Annotated in this window: 22 protein-coding genes; 1 reads left to right on the forward strand and 21 read right to left on the reverse strand. The window is 31.9% G+C overall.

Going from position 1 to position 16,548, the window contains the following annotated elements; all coding sequences use genetic code 11:
- Nucleotides 1-41: 41 nt before the first annotated feature.
- From pal to BKH45_RS06075, 21 genes are all read right to left on the reverse strand, one after another.
- Nucleotides 42-551: a peptidoglycan-associated lipoprotein Pal gene (pal, locus tag BKH45_RS05975; protein WP_095274575.1), complete on the reverse strand. Its 510-nt coding sequence runs from the start codon at nt 549-551 to the stop codon at nt 42-44.
- Between the two features lie 54 nt (nt 552-605).
- Nucleotides 606-1,859, reverse strand: a complete 1,254-nt coding sequence (tolB, locus tag BKH45_RS05980) for a Tol-Pal system protein TolB (RefSeq protein WP_095274576.1) — start codon at nt 1,857-1,859, stop codon at nt 606-608.
- Entirely contained in the window at nt 1,859-2,575 is a 717-nt protein-coding gene (locus BKH45_RS05985; protein ID WP_095274577.1) for a TonB C-terminal domain-containing protein, read from the reverse strand. The genes tolB and BKH45_RS05985 overlap by 1 nt, the downstream gene beginning before the upstream one ends.
- Nucleotides 2,575-2,973, reverse strand: a complete 399-nt coding sequence (locus tag BKH45_RS05990) for a biopolymer transporter ExbD (protein WP_095274578.1) — start codon at nt 2,971-2,973, stop codon at nt 2,575-2,577. Before BKH45_RS05990 ends, BKH45_RS05985 begins: the two co-directional genes overlap by 1 nt.
- A gap of 2 nt (nt 2,974-2,975) precedes the next feature.
- The gene (locus tag BKH45_RS05995) at nt 2,976-3,545 is read right to left on the reverse strand and encodes a MotA/TolQ/ExbB proton channel family protein (RefSeq protein ID WP_095274579.1); all 570 of its coding nucleotides are present in this window, start codon (nt 3,543-3,545) and stop codon (nt 2,976-2,978) included.
- Between the two features lie 2 nt (nt 3,546-3,547).
- Nucleotides 3,548-3,940 (reverse strand): ATP synthase F1 subunit epsilon, encoded by a 393-nt coding sequence (gene atpC, locus BKH45_RS06000; RefSeq protein ID WP_095274580.1) that lies wholly within the window; start codon nt 3,938-3,940, stop codon nt 3,548-3,550.
- Between the two features lie 10 nt (nt 3,941-3,950).
- Nucleotides 3,951-5,351 carry a F0F1 ATP synthase subunit beta gene (gene atpD / locus BKH45_RS06005; protein WP_095274581.1) on the reverse strand — a complete coding sequence of 467 codons (1,401 nt, stop codon included), beginning with the start codon at nt 5,349-5,351 and terminating at the stop codon, nt 3,951-3,953.
- 15 nt (nt 5,352-5,366) lie between these two features.
- A complete protein-coding gene (gene atpG / locus BKH45_RS06010; RefSeq protein WP_095274582.1) occupies nt 5,367-6,263 on the reverse strand; it encodes an ATP synthase F1 subunit gamma in 897 nt (298 codons plus the stop codon).
- 12 nt (nt 6,264-6,275) lie between these two features.
- Nucleotides 6,276-7,790: a F0F1 ATP synthase subunit alpha gene (atpA, locus tag BKH45_RS06015; protein WP_095274583.1), complete on the reverse strand. Its 1,515-nt coding sequence runs from the start codon at nt 7,788-7,790 to the stop codon at nt 6,276-6,278.
- A gap of 20 nt (nt 7,791-7,810) precedes the next feature.
- On the reverse strand, nt 7,811-8,341 hold the full coding sequence (locus BKH45_RS06020) for a F0F1 ATP synthase subunit delta (RefSeq protein WP_095274584.1): 531 nt from the start codon (nt 8,339-8,341) through the stop codon (nt 7,811-7,813).
- Complete coding sequence (locus BKH45_RS06025; protein ID WP_180675671.1) at nt 8,341-8,850, reverse strand: F0F1 ATP synthase subunit B; 510 nt, start codon at nt 8,848-8,850, stop codon at nt 8,341-8,343. The genes BKH45_RS06020 and BKH45_RS06025 overlap by 1 nt, the downstream gene beginning before the upstream one ends.
- An 11-nt stretch (nt 8,851-8,861) precedes the next feature.
- On the reverse strand, nt 8,862-9,287 hold the full coding sequence (locus tag BKH45_RS06030; protein ID WP_095274586.1) for a FoF1 ATP synthase subunit B': 426 nt from the start codon (nt 9,285-9,287) through the stop codon (nt 8,862-8,864).
- A gap of 67 nt (nt 9,288-9,354) precedes the next feature.
- Nucleotides 9,355-10,227: a ParB/RepB/Spo0J family partition protein gene (locus tag BKH45_RS06035; protein ID WP_095274587.1), complete on the reverse strand. Its 873-nt coding sequence runs from the start codon at nt 10,225-10,227 to the stop codon at nt 9,355-9,357.
- A gap of 1 nt (nt 10,228) precedes the next feature.
- Nucleotides 10,229-11,017 carry an AAA family ATPase gene (locus BKH45_RS06040; protein ID WP_095274588.1) on the reverse strand — a complete coding sequence of 263 codons (789 nt, stop codon included), beginning with the start codon at nt 11,015-11,017 and terminating at the stop codon, nt 10,229-10,231.
- An 11-nt stretch (nt 11,018-11,028) separates the two neighbouring features.
- Nucleotides 11,029-11,661: a biotin--[acetyl-CoA-carboxylase] ligase gene (locus BKH45_RS06045; protein WP_095274589.1), complete on the reverse strand. Its 633-nt coding sequence runs from the start codon at nt 11,659-11,661 to the stop codon at nt 11,029-11,031.
- Complete coding sequence (gene fmt, locus BKH45_RS06050) at nt 11,658-12,569, reverse strand: methionyl-tRNA formyltransferase (protein ID WP_095274590.1); 912 nt, start codon at nt 12,567-12,569, stop codon at nt 11,658-11,660. The genes BKH45_RS06045 and fmt overlap by 4 nt, the downstream gene beginning before the upstream one ends.
- Nucleotides 12,566-13,342: a glutamate 5-kinase gene (gene proB, locus BKH45_RS06055; RefSeq protein WP_095274591.1), complete on the reverse strand. Its 777-nt coding sequence runs from the start codon at nt 13,340-13,342 to the stop codon at nt 12,566-12,568. The genes fmt and proB overlap by 4 nt, the downstream gene beginning before the upstream one ends.
- Nucleotides 13,339-14,445: a GTPase ObgE gene (obgE, locus tag BKH45_RS06060; RefSeq protein ID WP_095274592.1), complete on the reverse strand. Its 1,107-nt coding sequence runs from the start codon at nt 14,443-14,445 to the stop codon at nt 13,339-13,341. The genes proB and obgE overlap by 4 nt, the downstream gene beginning before the upstream one ends.
- 510 nt (nt 14,446-14,955) lie before the next feature.
- Complete coding sequence (rpmA, locus tag BKH45_RS06065; RefSeq protein WP_095274593.1) at nt 14,956-15,210, reverse strand: 50S ribosomal protein L27; 255 nt, start codon at nt 15,208-15,210, stop codon at nt 14,956-14,958.
- A gap of 9 nt (nt 15,211-15,219) precedes the next feature.
- Nucleotides 15,220-15,531, reverse strand: coding sequence for a 50S ribosomal protein L21 (gene rplU, locus BKH45_RS06070; RefSeq protein WP_095274594.1), 312 nt, complete (start codon nt 15,529-15,531; stop codon nt 15,220-15,222).
- Nucleotides 15,532-15,699: 168 nt separating this feature from the next.
- Entirely contained in the window at nt 15,700-16,071 is a 372-nt protein-coding gene (locus BKH45_RS06075; protein ID WP_095274595.1) for a RidA family protein, read from the reverse strand.
- Nucleotides 16,072-16,162: 91 nt separating this feature from the next.
- Here BKH45_RS06075 and BKH45_RS06080 point away from each other — a divergent pair, with 91 nt between their 5' ends.
- Complete coding sequence (locus BKH45_RS06080; protein WP_095274596.1) at nt 16,163-16,537, forward strand: hypothetical protein; 375 nt, start codon at nt 16,163-16,165, stop codon at nt 16,535-16,537.
- The last annotated feature ends 11 nt before the right edge of the window (nt 16,538-16,548 follow it).

The raw sequence follows: 16,548 nt of genomic DNA on the forward strand, positions 1-16,548 counted from the left end.
CTAATACAAATGTGTCTTGTTTGTTTTATAAAATACATTAACTATTTAACAAGTTTAATATCAGCTCTTCTATTCTTTTGGTAACATGCCCTTGTTTTTTCTTGACAAATTGGCTTGCTTTCCCCAAAACTAATAACCTTGATAGCATCTTTATTGATCCCTTTGACAATTAAAGCATTTTTAACAGATAATGCTCTCTTGGTCCCTAGTGCATAATTGTATTCATCACTACCAAATTCATCTGTATTGCCTTCAATCAAAACATTCATATTTGCGTCTTTGATTTTCTGGGCACTCTCATCAACAACTGCTTGCATATCTGTTTTAATATTAAACTTATCAAAATCAAAATATACACTTCCTATTACTGTCCCACTTGCAATTTCCGGTTTTTCTTCAGGTTGAGCAGGTTGAGGCGCAGGCTCTGCTACAGGAGTCTGAATACTTTCTTCTTGTGTAACTCCGGAACTAGAAACATCAACATCTTTTTGAGCACAACCAGCGATTAACAAAATAGTCGAAATCAGACCAATGCCTAAAACTTTATTCATAAAAACTCCTTCAAATTTTTAGTTTTTTTATTATATCTGAAAATTTTACCCAAATCACCAATCAAAAGCCTGTATTTTTATATTATTCAACGGAAACAAGTAGCTTTTATTATAATCTAGTCGAATAATTCCCAAAGCGCTTTGGTTTTGAGTATGTTTTAAAAACATAATACTCCCTCCGTCACTAGAAAATCTAGGCATTTGATTGGTTCCATTAGCGCTTAATCTTCTAATATAGTCGCTTTTTGTTGAAATTAAATATAAATTAAAAGTATTTAAACCAAACTCATTGGCACTCTCTCGGCTTGTATATACAACATAATCCCCATAAGCAGAAGCTGAGCTATTATTTCTACCATGATAAACAACTTGTTCAACAGGAGCATTAATATCTAATTTTTTCGCAAATATATTAGGATATCCCGCTCTATCAGAGACAAAAATCATTGCACTTTCATTATCGATAAAATTTCCGGACACATCAATACCGGGGTATTTTGTTAATTGTATATTTTTTTTGGTTTTTAAATCATACAAAAATATATCAGACTGCGCTTCCGGAGCAAGAGACAAAAGAAGTTTATTGCCGTCTTTACTGACATCAGAAACAATTGCCATGCCATCGCTATCAAGAATGGTTTGACTCACGCCTGTATAAATATTATATTTAATAATTGTAGGTTTTTTTAAATATTTTGTATAAAAAATCTCTGTTTGATCAGCATTTGCCCACTTTGGAAAAATATTTAATCCCCCTTTGATAATACTTTTTTGATAACTTAAAGTATAATCAGCGATGATAATATCGGTCTCTCCGGAACCATGATATTTTGACAAGACAATAAATCTATTCATCCATGCAATAGAAGGCGCTTTGATATAGTCATTAATATCAATTGCCATTTTATGAGAAGCAAATGGATATAAAGTTTTATTGGAAATGTTATAAATTTTATTAATTTTTAATGATGAAGAATTAATATCATATAAATACATAATTGCCTTCATACCATCAGAATCATTACTTGCTTCTACCCGAACCAACATATCTGTTTTTTTAGATCTATATGCTATATAATCAATATTATTACCCTTAGACTTATCCCCGTCAAAAACTTCAAAATGACCACTAATTTTCAAATCTGTCATTAAAATTTTATAAATTTTTTTTGCTTGTTCTGAATCTTTGGAATCCAGATAACTAACTTCTATATTTGGAATTTTCTGGATCATTTTTACTACATCTAATGTCGCATCAGCAGCAAAAAGACTTATACAACATGTAAAAATTAAAAATAAAATTTTCATTATTTCCCTTCTGTTCTAAAATTAACCTCAATATTAACAAATTTTCCTTTAGGATAAGGAGGAAATTTTTGATTATTAAGAGACTTTAAAAGATTTTCAACACTTTGATTGTAATCATCATAGCGAGAATATTTTAATATTCTATAATTGAAATCTCCCTTATCTGTAATCGTAAGCAAAACGCTTACGGAAGCATTTTGATAAAAAGATACATTCCATTTTGAATAGAGTATTTTATAAACTTTTGAAAACCATTCATCATAAACACCATCAGAAGTATCTGGTTTTGGCGTTTGAGATGTTACGGCAATAACTTTATTTTTGATAGTTTGAAGTTTTGCATTGATATTTTCAATATCATTGCGGAGTTCCTCTAAAATTTGTTGGCGTTTTTTGTTTAACGCTAAATTTTTTGCAACCCGGTCGCGATTATCAGGAATATCATCACTTATAGAAGCCTTATCAGAAATAGAAGAAAACATATCTTTGATACCTGTTCCTTCAAGCGGGTTTCCACCTTGAAGAGCATCATCACCTTTTGAAGCCGTATCTACAATGGCATCAATTTCAATAGATTGTTCAAGCTGAGTGTCTGTTTTTGTAATATATCGTATAGGGTTAGAAAAATCAAATCCAAAAACTAATCCAAATAAGACAATAAAATAAAAGATGAATGAAAGAAAACCTGAAAAAATAAATAAAAATCGAGTATTCATTAGCCATTGGTAACCAAAGAAACTTTTGAAAACCCTGCTTCTTTTACACTTTTGAGTAAATAAACAATATTTTCATAAGTCAAGTTCTTATCAGCACGAATATATACACTTATATTTTTATCATATTGTTTTGCCAAAAGATTAAAACTATCCGGAAATGAATTGTAATCATATACATTATCTTTAATGTATATCTTTTTTTTAGCATCCATACGAATCTCTAATGATTTTTCTTCTAAAGATTTTTGTGTCTTAGAACCCTTAGGAAGAGTAATTTTTTCTTGATAAGTGATTGTTGGAGTAGTTATCATTAAAATTGCCAGTAAAACAAGCATAATATCTACCAAAGGCGTAATATTAAGCTCCGGCTTATCATCCCAACCAAAATCATTTTCCATTGTTATTTCCTAACGTTTTTTGAAACAATCACATCAATTTGCATTTGAATATATACAGACAAATCATAAGACTTACGTTTTAATACAAGAAAAAAAGAATATGCGGGGATAGCAGTTAATATGCCTGAAGCTGTTGCAACCAAAGCCTTTGAAATAATCGGGGCTATCACTTCAAATGACACTTGACCATTCATGCCTAATTTTCCAAATGCATCCAGAATCTCAACAACAGTCCCAAAAAGACCGATAAAAGGAGCAGTCGAGGCTATGATACTCAACATTACCAACCCTGTTGTTGATTGCTTGAGTATTTGATTTTTCCAAATATGGAGCATTTCTTTTGAAATCTGATTTTGTTGCATATCAGAATGAAAAATAGGATAATTCGGAAGTTTTTGATCGTCTTTTAGAATTTTGTCTAAAGATTTTTTTTCTTTCATGATGGATAGCTTTATAGAAAAAAACTTATAAATAAATATCCATAGCGTTAAAATAAAATATAAAGACAGCCAAAATAAAACAAGTATAGTAATGATACCACTTTCATAAAAAAAATTTTGTATAGTTGCCATTGTTAGAATTTACCTTTTGCAGAATGTTCAATTCTTGATACAAGACTTGACATCGTTACTTTATCAGAAGTAGCTTCTTCCAAAAGTTTTTTGGCCTTAGAGATTGCGTTTGAAATTTCACTCTCATCTCCACCCCCAATGGCAACAGCTCCATTTACCAAAATATCAACTTGGGTTGATCTGACATCGGCATATCCCCAATTAATGGCAACCAAATCTTTTTGGGTGTCCATTTTTTCTACTTCAATAACCCCACTTTTCAGCAAAGCCAAGAGATCGCTATGACCTTTCAAAACTCCAAATTCTCCCTCGCTTCCGGGCAAGGTAATGCTTTTTACCTCTCCGGAAAAAATCTCTCCATAAGGAGTGACGATATTAACAAGCAATCCTTCCATAATTTAGCCTTTATGCACTTTTGCTTTTTTCTGCTTTTTCTATAACTTCTTGTATATTTCCTACCATATAAAATGCATTTTCAGGTATATGATCATATTTACCTTCTAATATCCCCTTAAACCCTTCTAATGTCTCCTCTAAAGTGACATATTTTCCCGGACTTCCGGTAAAAACTTCTGCAACAAAGAAAGGTTGAGATAAAAATTTCTCAATTTTTCTAGCTCTCTCTACAATTTTTTTATCTTCTTCAGATAACTCATCCATACCTAAAATAGCAATAATATCTTGAAGATCCTTGTATTTTTGCAAAATTTGTTGGATGCCTGTTGCAATTCTATAATGCTCTTCTCCTACAATTTGAGGATCTAAAATTCTTGAAGTGGAATCTAAAGGATCCACAGCAGGGTATATTCCCTTTTCGGCAATTTTTCTATTCAAAACTGTTGTGGCATCAAGATGAGAAAAAACTGAAGCAGGTGCCGGATCTGTCAAATCATCTGCCGGAACATATACAGCCTGAACAGAAGTGATAGATCCTTTTTTGGTAGAAGCAATCCTTTCTTGAAGTTTGCCCATTTCACTTGCTAATGTAGGTTGATAACCAACCGCAGATGGAATCCTGCCCAATAATGCAGACATTTCAGCACCCGATTGAGCATATCGAAAAATATTGTCAATAAACATTAAAACATCAAGACCTTTTTCATCTCTAAAATACTCTGCCATTGTAAGACCTGTAAAGGCAATTCTATTCCTGGCACCCGGAGGTTCATTCATTTGTCCGTAGCATAAAGCAACTTTGTCTAAAACACCACCTTCTTTCATTTCGTGATAAAGATCATTTCCTTCTCGAGTTCGCTCGCCAACCCCTGCAAATACAGAATAACCACTATGTTTATAAGCAACATTATGAATAAGCTCCATGATAACAACCGTCTTTCCTACGCCAGCTCCTCCAAATAACCCCACTTTTCCACCTTTTGAATAAGGAGCCAGCAAATCAACGACTTTAATTCCGGTCTCAAACATTTCTGTCTTTGTGCTTTGATTTTCAAATGTAGGAGCACTTCTGTGTATAGGCCATCTTAAGGTATTTTTAATAGGCTCTCCACCATCAATCACATCTCCTGTTACATTGAAAATTCTACCCAAAACATCTTCGCCTACAGGGACTTCAATCATCTTACCCCTAGCTGTAACAACCTGATCTCTAGTAAGACCTTCTGTCATATCCATTGCGATAGTCCTGACTCTATTATCACCCAAATGTGCAGCAACTTCTAAAACTAAAGATTTTTCTATATTTTCAACTTTGTATTTTACATCTAAGGCTTCATTGATTGCAGGCAAATACGCATCAAAATCAACATCCACCACCGGTCCCATAACTTGAATAATTTTTCCTTGCATATTTATCTCCTCAATTTATTTCATTGCCTCAACACCGGCATTAATTTCTACAAGTTCTGTAGTGATAGCCTCTTGTCTTGCTTTATTATAAGAAATTGTCAGGCTCTTTACTAACTCGCCTGCATTATTTGTCGCCGTATCCATTGCTTGCATTCTTGAACTATGCTCTGCTGCCAAAGAATCAATCAAGGCATAATACATATTATATTCTATATATCTTTTAGTTAATTCATCCAAAACTATATCTTCCTCCTCATCAGGTTCAATTGAAATAGTATTCAAACGAATATCACATGCCTTAATATCAAGTCCTAATGGTAAAATTTTCTTAACTTCCAATTCCTGCGAAATCATGTTTTTAAAACCATTATGGACAATCAAAACCTCATCTGTTAGTCCATCAAGATAATCTTGTGTTACTTTCATTATAAACGCAGCAGCCTTTTCATAGCTGGGAAAAGAACTCAAATCAGATACCTTATCTAAAACTTCAATATCATTGTAAACAAAATGAGCAATTCCCTTTTTTCCTATTCCTCTCAACCTAACTTTAATACCTTGATTTTTATATTCATTCATAAGTCTAACAACTTCCTTGATGGTTATGGCATTAAAACCACCACATAAACCTTTATCTGCTGTAACAAATATAATATCAACCTTTTTAACATCTTGATTTTCTAATTTAAGGAAATACTTGCTATTGATATTTTCTAATCCTCTGATTTTAACCTTCGATAAAATATTATCAAAAACCTCATTAAGCTTATTAGCAAAAACTTTAGAACGTCTAGCCATCTCTTCTGCTTTTTTTAATTTGGAAGTGGAAACTAACTTCATAGCTCTAGTAGTTTTTTGTGTATTTTTAACGCTACCAATCTGTTTTCTGATTTCTTTTAAATTATTTCCCATTTATACCCTACTTCAAGCTGTGAAACTTATTTTAAACTCATCTAAAGCTTTTGTTAAATTGCTTTCCAGATCTTTATCTAATGCCTTTTTCATTCTAATATCTTCAAAAATTTTAGGATATTTTGCTTCCAAAAACGGATAAAGCTCACTCTCAAATTTTACAACTTTATTCGCCGGTATATCATCTAAAAAGCCCTTTGTCCCTGCAAAAATAATAACAACTTGTTTCTCAATAGGTAAAGGTGAATAAGGAGATTGTTTGAGGACTTCAATCATTCTCTGTCCTCTATCTAACTGTTTCCTGCTGGTCTCATCTAAGTCTGATGCAAATTGGGCAAAAGCTTGTAGTTCCCTATATTGTGCCAAATCCAATCGCAATGTACCTGAAACCTGCTTTGTTGCCTTAATTTGGGCAGCTCCCCCTACTCTAGAAACCGAAAGCCCTACGTTAATGGCAGGTCTAATACCTGAATAAAACAAGTCAGTCTCCAAAAATATCTGACCGTCTGTAATAGAAATAACATTCGTAGGGATATAAGCAGATACATCGCCTGCTTGAGTTTCTACAATAGGTAAAGCAGTTAAAGATCCTGCGCCTTTTTCGTCATTGACTTTTGCTGCCCTTTCTAATAATCTTGAGTGGATATAAAACACATCTCCCGGAAATGCTTCTCTTCCGGGTGGTCTCCTTAAGATCAAGGACATCTCTCTATAAGCCACAGCATGCTTACTCAAATCATCATATATAATAAGTGCATGCCTTGCATTGTCTCTAAAATATTCACCGATAGTAACGCCTGTATAAGGAGCTAAAAATTGCATAGCTGCAGAATCTGAAGCTGAAGCATTGACAATCACAGTATATTCCATCGCGCCATATTCTTCAAGTTTGCGAACTACTTGAGCGACAGTGGATTCTTTTTGACCAATTGCAACATAGATACAAATAACATCTTGTCCTTTTTGATTGATAATAGTATCAATAGCAACCGTTGTCTTTCCTGTTTGTCTATCTCCAATAATAAGCTCTCTTTGTCCTCTACCAATAGGAACCAAAGCATCAATAGCTTTAATGCCTGTTTGGAGAGGCTCATGAACAGATTTTCTATCCATGATTCCGGGAGCCTTTTGCTCAATAAATTGGTATTCTGTCGCCTCTATAACACCTTTTCCATCTATTGGATCTCCTAATGTATTAATGACTCTTCCTACTACAACATCTCCGACCGGAACTTTCATTAATTTACCCAATCTTTTAACAGAAGTTCCTTCTTTGATATTATTTCCGGCACCCAGTATAACAATACCTACGCTACCTTCTTCAAGATTAGAAGCAAGTCCCTTGTCGCCTGTATCAAACTCAACCATTTCATAAGACATCACATTTTTTAGACCATAAACCTTGGCAACCCCATCTGCATAAGCAATGACTCTTCCGGTTTCGGCAATATCAACATTAATTTCAAAATTTTCTATTCTCTCTTTGATAATAGAGCTTATCTCTTCCGGCTTTAATTTTGCTACCACGCTTTTACTCCTTTTTTAATTTAAATTGCTTTGAGCACATGTAATTTCAATTGAGTGAAAAAGTTTTCTTTTAAAAAAGAAATTTCTATACCCAACTCATCAATGATAAGTTTAATACCTTGTATTTGAGTGATGATTTGTTGGATTTGTAAATCAACTTTCAAACTCAAAGATAAATTATCTCTTATTTGTTTCAAGATACCGGAATCCACTTCTTTATCCAAATACAATAACCCTGTATAAGTTTTGTTCTTTTGGTTAATATATGCCTGAAGCACTTCACAAACAAAAGGGATAATATCAAGTCTATGATGAAAAACTAAAAGCCTCATGAAATTAACCATTTTGTTATTTTTGTCTTCAAAAAAACCAAGCACAAAATTCTCTTTATCTGAATTTGAGATATAAGGAGAATAAATAATATCAGAAAATTTTTGAATAAAAAAAGCCTGAGCAACCTTTTTTAGATTTTTTAAAAATATTTCTAACTCAGAGGTTGACATATCTTCAATAATGGCTTTTGCATATTTTTTAGCAATTATTTTAATCATCAAGCAACCTTTTTATTTAAGATATGAATATAATCAGAAATCTCAAGAGAGCTTGTTTTTGTTTTAAATAATTCAGAAAGTATCTCATCAACGACTTGTTTTTCCATCTTTTTTTGTTCAAAATCCATCAATATTTCATTATTTTTAATAAGATGTTCAATATCAGACTTAGATTGTTCATCAATTTTTTGCGCAATAAGATAGGCTTCTTTTTTTGCTATCGCTAACATATCAGATGCTTTTTCTTTAGCTTCTTCAAGCTTTCTTAAAGCTTGTTCTTTTTCTTTTTTTGCATTTTTAAATTTATCTTGGACTTCATTAAGTTTCTTAGCAATCCCCTCTCTACGCGAGACAAATATTTGCTTCAATTTATCTGCAACAAAATACCATAAAATTGCCAGAAAAATAACGAAGTTAATGACTCGCTCAACAATATCTGTATCTGAAATATTGACTTCTTGAGCAAACAAACAAGAGGTGCAAAACAATAATAAAACAATATATTTCACCCATTTTCCCCTTATATTTGAGATATTTTTAATTTTAAAGAATTTTCAAAATCTTCCATTTTTACAAGAAGCTGATTCTTTAAATCATTTTTTTGTACTTGAAGTTCATTAAAAAATTCTTCAATTTTAACAGCAGATTCTGCTTTCTTTTTTGATATTTTAGCTTCATAAGCTATTTTAGCTTCATTCGTTGCTTCCTCTATAATTTGGGATGATTGTATACGTGCGTTTTCTAGTATTTGTTTGATTTCTTTTTCAATTTCTAATATTTCTTGTGTATTATCTTGTATATGTTGGAGATCTTGTTTAACAGAAGCTTCTCTATTATCCATGAATGTAAGAAGAGGTCTATACAGCCAAATATTAAGCAAATAAAGAGTGATCATAAATACAATAAAAACTAAGAGCATCAAATAAGGATTTATTGTTATACTCATTTTAACTCCTACTTGTAAGATTATTGTGAATGCACAATTTTATCAAAAAATACCTTAAATAAAGATCTTACTCGGATGATAATTTTCTAATTATCTCATCAATCTTTGATTTATCTGAAAACTCAAGCACAAGAGAATTATTTTTTATAAAACTTAAAATAGAATACTGTTTGAGTAAAGTTTTTAATTTTATAATTTTTTGATCAGAAATAATTTTATCCTGTGATTTTAGAGAGGTTTTGTGAATATTATCTGAGGTTTTAATCTTTTTTACAAGCATTTCTGTATCTCTCACAGAAAGCTTTTGACCTATAATAGAACCTAGTGCGATTTTCTGCTCTTCATTATTTAATGATAAGAGCATTTTTGCATGCCCTTGAGTAATCTTTTCTTCTAATAACAATTTTTGAATCTCACCCGGAAGATTTAGCAACCTCATTGTGTTGGTAATTTGTGTTCGAGATTTTTTAATCTTTTTTGCTAATTCATCATGAGTAATTTTATAATCATCAATCAATTCTCTATAAGAATTAGCTAAATCAATGGGGTTCAAATCCTCTCTTTGAATATTTTCAATAAGGGCAATCTCTCTTAATTTTGTTATATCAATATTTGCAACAATCGCCTTGATAGTTTTAAGATTGGCCAGCTTTGAAGCCCTCAACCTCCTCTCTCCTGCTATTAAAATATAATCATTGTTTTGATCTTCATAAACAAGTATGGGTTGCAATAATCCATGTTCAAGAATTGATTCAGAAAGCTCATGAACAGAATCATGTAAAAAATGTTTTCTGGGTTGATAGGGATTTGGCTTGATGCTATCGATATCTAACTCAACAACAAGTTCAGAATTATCTGAAAGATTATTTTCATAAGCTTGCCCCACTTCACTCAATATAGCACCCAAGCCTCTTCCTAATGCTAAATTCTTTTTTGCCAAATCAAGCTCCTTGCAGTATTGTTTGAGCTAATATTTGATAAGCAATACTGCCATTTGACTTTACATCATAAAGCAAAACAGGTTTTCCAAAACTTGGAGATTCAGCTAATTTCACACTACGAGGGACAATAATATAAGAATTATTGTTTTTATCTTTAAATAATTTTGTATCAAAATGTTGGGATAAGTCAGCAAAAACTTGTTTTGAAAGATTATTTTGAGATGAATACATTGTTGGCAAAAATCCCTTAATTTCAAGCTTAGGGTTAATAGAATCACGTAAAATTTTTATCGTGCTTAAAAGTTGTGCTAAACCCTCAAGCGCAAAAAACTCACATTGTATAGGAATGATCACAGAATCAGCAGCTGAAAGAGCATTAATTGTGAGAGGCCCCAATGCAGGAGGAGAATCAATAATAATAAAATCATACAAATTAATGACTTCTTGAACTTTCTTTTTTAATATCAATTCTCTACCGGCAATCTTTTTATTATAAAATTCTTTTTCTATACCTACTAATCCAATATTTGAAGGAGCTAAATGCATAAAAGGCATTTCTGTTTTTTGAATGATTTGAGATAATCTTTTACTCCCCATCAGCACATGATAAATATCAAACTCAATATCATTTCTACGAAATCCTAAACTTGTTGTCGCATTTGATTGAGGATCAAAATCTATCAATAAAACGTTCTTTTCTGCTAATGCTAAAGAAGCAGCAAGATTAACTGCGGTCGTTGTTTTTCCTACGCCACCTTTTTGATTTGCAACAGCTATAATCTCACACATATTCCACCTCATTATCTAAAGCTATATATTTTCTTACCATTTAAATAAATTCCTCCATCAGGCAACAATTTAGCACCTTTTAAATCAAAAATTTCATTCCCTTGATGAAATGAAAATCCAAAATTCCTATCAAATTCTAACTCATACTTACTAAAAATTTCCTTCCATTTATAAGTATTTCTAATTTTTTTTAAAAATTCTTCCAAAACCTCTATTTTATGGATTTGTTTTTCTAAAGAAGCATATTCTTTTCCATAAATATTAAGCCCAATACCGCACACTATATTATCTTTGTAAATATTTACAATGACCCCACCCACTTTGGAATTTTTAATATACAAATCATTAGGCCATTTTAGCCATATATCAAATCCCATCAAATTAAGAACTTCTTTAAAAATAAAACCAAAAAATATAGAAGCACTTTGCAAAGGAAGATCTAGGGGTAACTCAAAACTTTTCAAAGAAAAAGAAAAAGTCAATGCTTCTTGGACTTGCTCCCAAACATTCCCCCTACTCCCAATACCGGCAGTTTGTTTCCGGGCAACAATACAAATTGGAGAGGATAATTGATGGGTCTTAATACCCTCTAAAAGATAAATTTGTGTCGAAGGCAATTCTTCAAAATATTCAATAGGTATCATATTAGAATATCTCCTACTTTTAATCTTTTGCCACGCACATAAGCGGTTGCTTCTATTTTTTGTTTGCTTGGAGATTGGATCTTTTGAACTTTTATAACCCCGCATTTACAACCTATTAAAACCCCATCTTGATCTATAGATATAATTTCACCTGCTCTGCAATTTTGAGTTTGTGATACAACACAAATATCAAATAATTTTAAACCTTCATGGGTAAAAATATGAGGCCAAAGCCAATAAGCCAAAGATTTTAAATAAATTTTTTTCGCATCATCAAAAAGAATCAAGCCATCTTCTTTAAGCACTTTCTTGCAATAAGTACTCTCTAGAGACAGCTGTTTTAGCGGTTGTATTCTTTCTATATTTTTCAAGATATCTATTATGAGCATACTGCCCATATTGGCTAATTTTATACTTAGTGATTCTATGTTTAGATATTCTTTGACTCTAAAAGCCTTGATTCCCAAAATATTGCCGCTATCAAGCCCTTCTTCCATATCGATGACACTTACACCATAAAATTTCTCATCATTTAAAATCATCTCTTGTATTGGAGAAGCTCCGCGATATTTTGGAAGAATCGAAGCATGAAGATTGATACAGCGCCCTATGCATAGTATTTTTTTAGGCAATATTTTTCCATAAGCCACCACCAAAATTACATCCGGTCGCAGTTTTTCAATTGCGTAAATACTTTTTTCATCTAATTTCTCAGGTTGATAAATAGGGATACTATTATTGTTAATCATAAGCAATTCTTTTGTCTGCGGAGGTTTCATCTCTTGTTTTCTACCAAAAGGTCTATCAGGTTGGGCAAATACTCCAACAATTTCAAAATAAGAATCTTGAAGCAATTTATCTAAAACTATTCTGGCAAAACCGGGAGTGCCCATAAATAAAACTCTCATTGTCCCTTCTCGTCTTTGACAATAAACAATGTCCCACTCTTATGAATACCTTGAAGCAAAAAAGAACCGGCATCTTCTAATTCAAGCCCGTTGCATAAAAACATGGATTTATTTTTTTGCAACAAAAAATCTGCAGCCAGAAGCTTTGTTACAATACCACCTGTTGCAAAATTACCATGAGGATTGTAGTGTGAAATAAGCTTTTCTTGGGGAATTTGATGAACAATCTTCAACAGATGAGCATTTTTATTTTCATGAGGATCGCTATCATAATACCCTGCAATATCACTTAATATTACCAACATATCAGCCCCAAAATAATAAGCGACATAAGCACTCAAACGATCATTATCCCCAAATGTTAGCTCATTAATAGCAGTAGAATCATTCTCATTAATAATAGGCAAAACATTATTTTTTAACAAAACCTCAATAGTTTTACTTGCATATTCAGTATTGATCCTTGAATCAAAATCATAGCCTGTAAGCAACAATTGAGATACAAAAATTCCAAAACTATCAAAAACTTTTTGATAAGCATTGATTAATAATGGCTGTCCAATAGCTGCTAATGCTTGTTTGTTTTCTAATTTGCTTTTATCCAAACATAATTTTGTATAGCCACTGGCAACAGCTCCCGAACTCACTAATATAATTTGGTATTTCTGTCTAAGAGAATTCAAAAAAATAGCTAGATTTTTTATTCTATCCATGGCAATAAAATCACCATTACTTATAATGGAACTACCTACCTTGATCACTAAACGCTTCACTTCTTGTGCCCATACAAAATTTCTAAAGATTTTAACAATACAAATCCTAAAGCATCTGTATTGATGTGGCTTGAAGAAGAAATAGGGATAACAAAAAGCGGATTAGACAAATTCTGTTTATTTTCTTTTCCAAAAAAATCTTTATAAATAGCATAATCCCACTTTTCATCTAAACCAAAAATTCTATCTTCACAAATCTTTACACCTAAAGAAATATAAAAGTCATTTAATACCTCAGAACAAGATTCCAGAGTATCCATTTTACTTATTGCAATTCCAAAGGGTTTGTTATAAAGTTCTTTCGAAAATTTTTTTAATTCTAATTTGAGTTTTTGGTATTGCACAAAAGGTGCTCTATAATTACTAATATCAATAAGAAAAACTAAAAGCTTTGTGCGCTCAATATGCCTTAAAAACTCTATACCCAATCCCTTTCCTTCACTTGCCCCATCAATAATACCGGGAATATCAGCCATAACAAAAGAATTCATACCATCAGGTTCTACAACTCCAAGATTGGGCACAAGAGTAGTAAATTCATAATCAGCTATTTGTGGTTTTGCATTTGAAATTACAGAAACTAATGTAGATTTACCCACATTTGGAAAACCAACCAACCCTACATCTGCGATTAATTTTAATTCCAATCGGATATGACATTCTTCTCCAATCAAACCACTTTGGGCATAAGTAGGTCGTTGATTAATAGAGTTTTTAAACCTGGCATTACCAAGCCCTCCCTTACCTCCTGATAAGACTTTCGTTCTACTTACTTGTGTAGTAAAATCATATAACAATTCATTGGTATTAAAATCAAAAATTTGTGTGCCGGGGGGAATTTTTATGATAATATCCTCACCTCTTTTCCCGCTATAATTCTTTCCTCCGCCGGGCTGTCCATTTTTAGCCTTATAATGCTTTGTCCCACGAAACCTCGAAAGAGTGTCTGCGTTTTTATCAATTTCAAAATACACATCGCCTCCATCGCCCCCATCACCCCCATCAGGACCACCATTTAGGACAAATTTTTCTCTCCTAAAACTAACAGCCCCCGCCCCTCCTTTTCCTGAAGCAATAAAAATATCCACATTATCTACAAACATAAAGAATTTTCCTAAATTTTAATAATTTTTTGAAATCTCATTGAGAAACTTTTAAGTACGTCAAATTACTTAGTATTTCTCAATTTTAATTTCATAATTCAAAACCTCTTTCAAATTTTCTCATTATTATTCATAAGTCTTAGTCTCTTAACATATTCATGGTAATTGTCAAGAGATAATTACTTCATCCCCTATCTTCACCCAATTGAGTCTGAATTCTATCATAATCAATCTAATGACATGGAGTGCTTTTTGATTTGAGTTGAGCAAGCTGTTATTCTTTGGTAATCTCATTTAATTGCAGACATTCTCATAAAAATTTCTTCAATACTTAGTTAATTTAAATAAATAACAATAATCAGTAGGTAAATATTATTAAAATAATATAAATTAAAAAATAAACTAATGATAATTAAGTTTTGTCATAAAATAATCAAATAATATAAAAATACAGGGAGTAAAGAGAAATTCCAAAAAGACGTATAAAAACATCTTTTAGGATATAAAATATTAAGCAGGGAGAACAGAAACTTTTTTGCGATATTTATCTTTTTGTTGAAATTTAACAATCCCATCAATTAATGCAAAAATTGTATGATCTTTTCCTATACCTACATTATTCCCCGGATGGATTTTTGTGCCTCTCTGACGTATAATAATATTTCCTGCCCGCACAAATTGTGAGCCGAATTTTTTTACGCCTAACCTCCGACCTGCAGAATCACGATTATTCTGAGTACTACCCTGACCTTTCTTGTGTGCCATTTTTGCTCCTTATCCTACGATCTTCAAAATTCTTATTCGAGTAAAATCGCGTCTAAAACCTCTCTTGGTTTTGCTATCTTTTCGTCTTCTTTTTTTGAATGTTACAACTTTTTTAGCTCTGCCTTCATTGATAACTTCTGCTTCTATTTTGGCATTTTCTATAAAAGGACTGCCAAGACTAAGCTTATCTTCATCGCAAATAGCTAAAACTTCGTTCAATTCTAATTTTGACTTTGGCTCAAGGCTCATTTTATCAAGCAGGATAATATCTCCCTCTTGGACCTTGTATTGCTTGCCTCCATTCTTAAATACTGCATACATTGCTTATTCCTTACGAAGTTATTCTTCCTTTGAAACGCCTATAACTCAATCAATAAATTATTATTTCTGCGAAACAAAAAATAGATTTTATTCAAAAAAACCTAATATTTACTTTAAACTACCCAAATTTCCATGATAATTTTGATGTCTCATCCAAGATATAAAAATTTACTTATGAGCAACACATTCAATTTCTACCAAAGCATTTTTTGGTAAAGTTTTAACCGCTACAGTGCTTCTGGCAGGCTTATGATCTCCAAAATAATCTGTATATATTTGATTCAAATCCGCAAAATCATTCATATCAACTAAAAAAACTGTTGTTTTGATCACTTTTGACAAAGAACTATTTTCGGATTCTAAAATAAGTTTAAGATTTTCTAAAACTTGTTTGGTTTGAGAACGGATATCACCCTCTAAAAAAGTCCCATCTTTTTTAAGCGCTATTTGTCCGGAAGTATAAATTAAATTATCAATCACAACTGCTTGAGAATAAGGTCCTATAGCTTGTGGAGCATTGAAAGTAGAAATAATTTTCATTTTGTCTCCTTATAAATATATTTTTAAATATTTCTAACTTATAATATAGTTTGTAATTGTATCTAAAATATCTCAAAAAAGGCTTTTATTTATGAAGGTTATTATTTGGCTAACCATACTCTTTAACCTGCTTTTAGCAGACACTTTTGTTACTCTTGAAGATCTTGAAAATTATCCTTTGAAGTCCAATCAGGTTCTTTTGATAGATAATCGCACTCGCCGGGCAATTGGAATTATAGAAATTACACAAAAAGGCGAAATCAAAAGGCTACCCTTACCTGCTTCACTCAAATCAAAGCAAAAATACTCCAAGATAAACTCTACACAACCCTCTCAGCCTGTTGAATATTCTCAATCTTCAGATTCTTTGAAAAATAAAGATGAACCCCTTATCTATAAAAACAAACAATGGAATAAAAAGAAAATCCCTTTTTCAATACAAGAAGAGACAATATTAAATCAATAACCCATTAACCA

The organism is Helicobacter sp. 11S03491-1 (assembly GCF_002272835.1).
GTDB lineage: Bacteria > Campylobacterota > Campylobacteria > Campylobacterales > Helicobacteraceae > Helicobacter_J.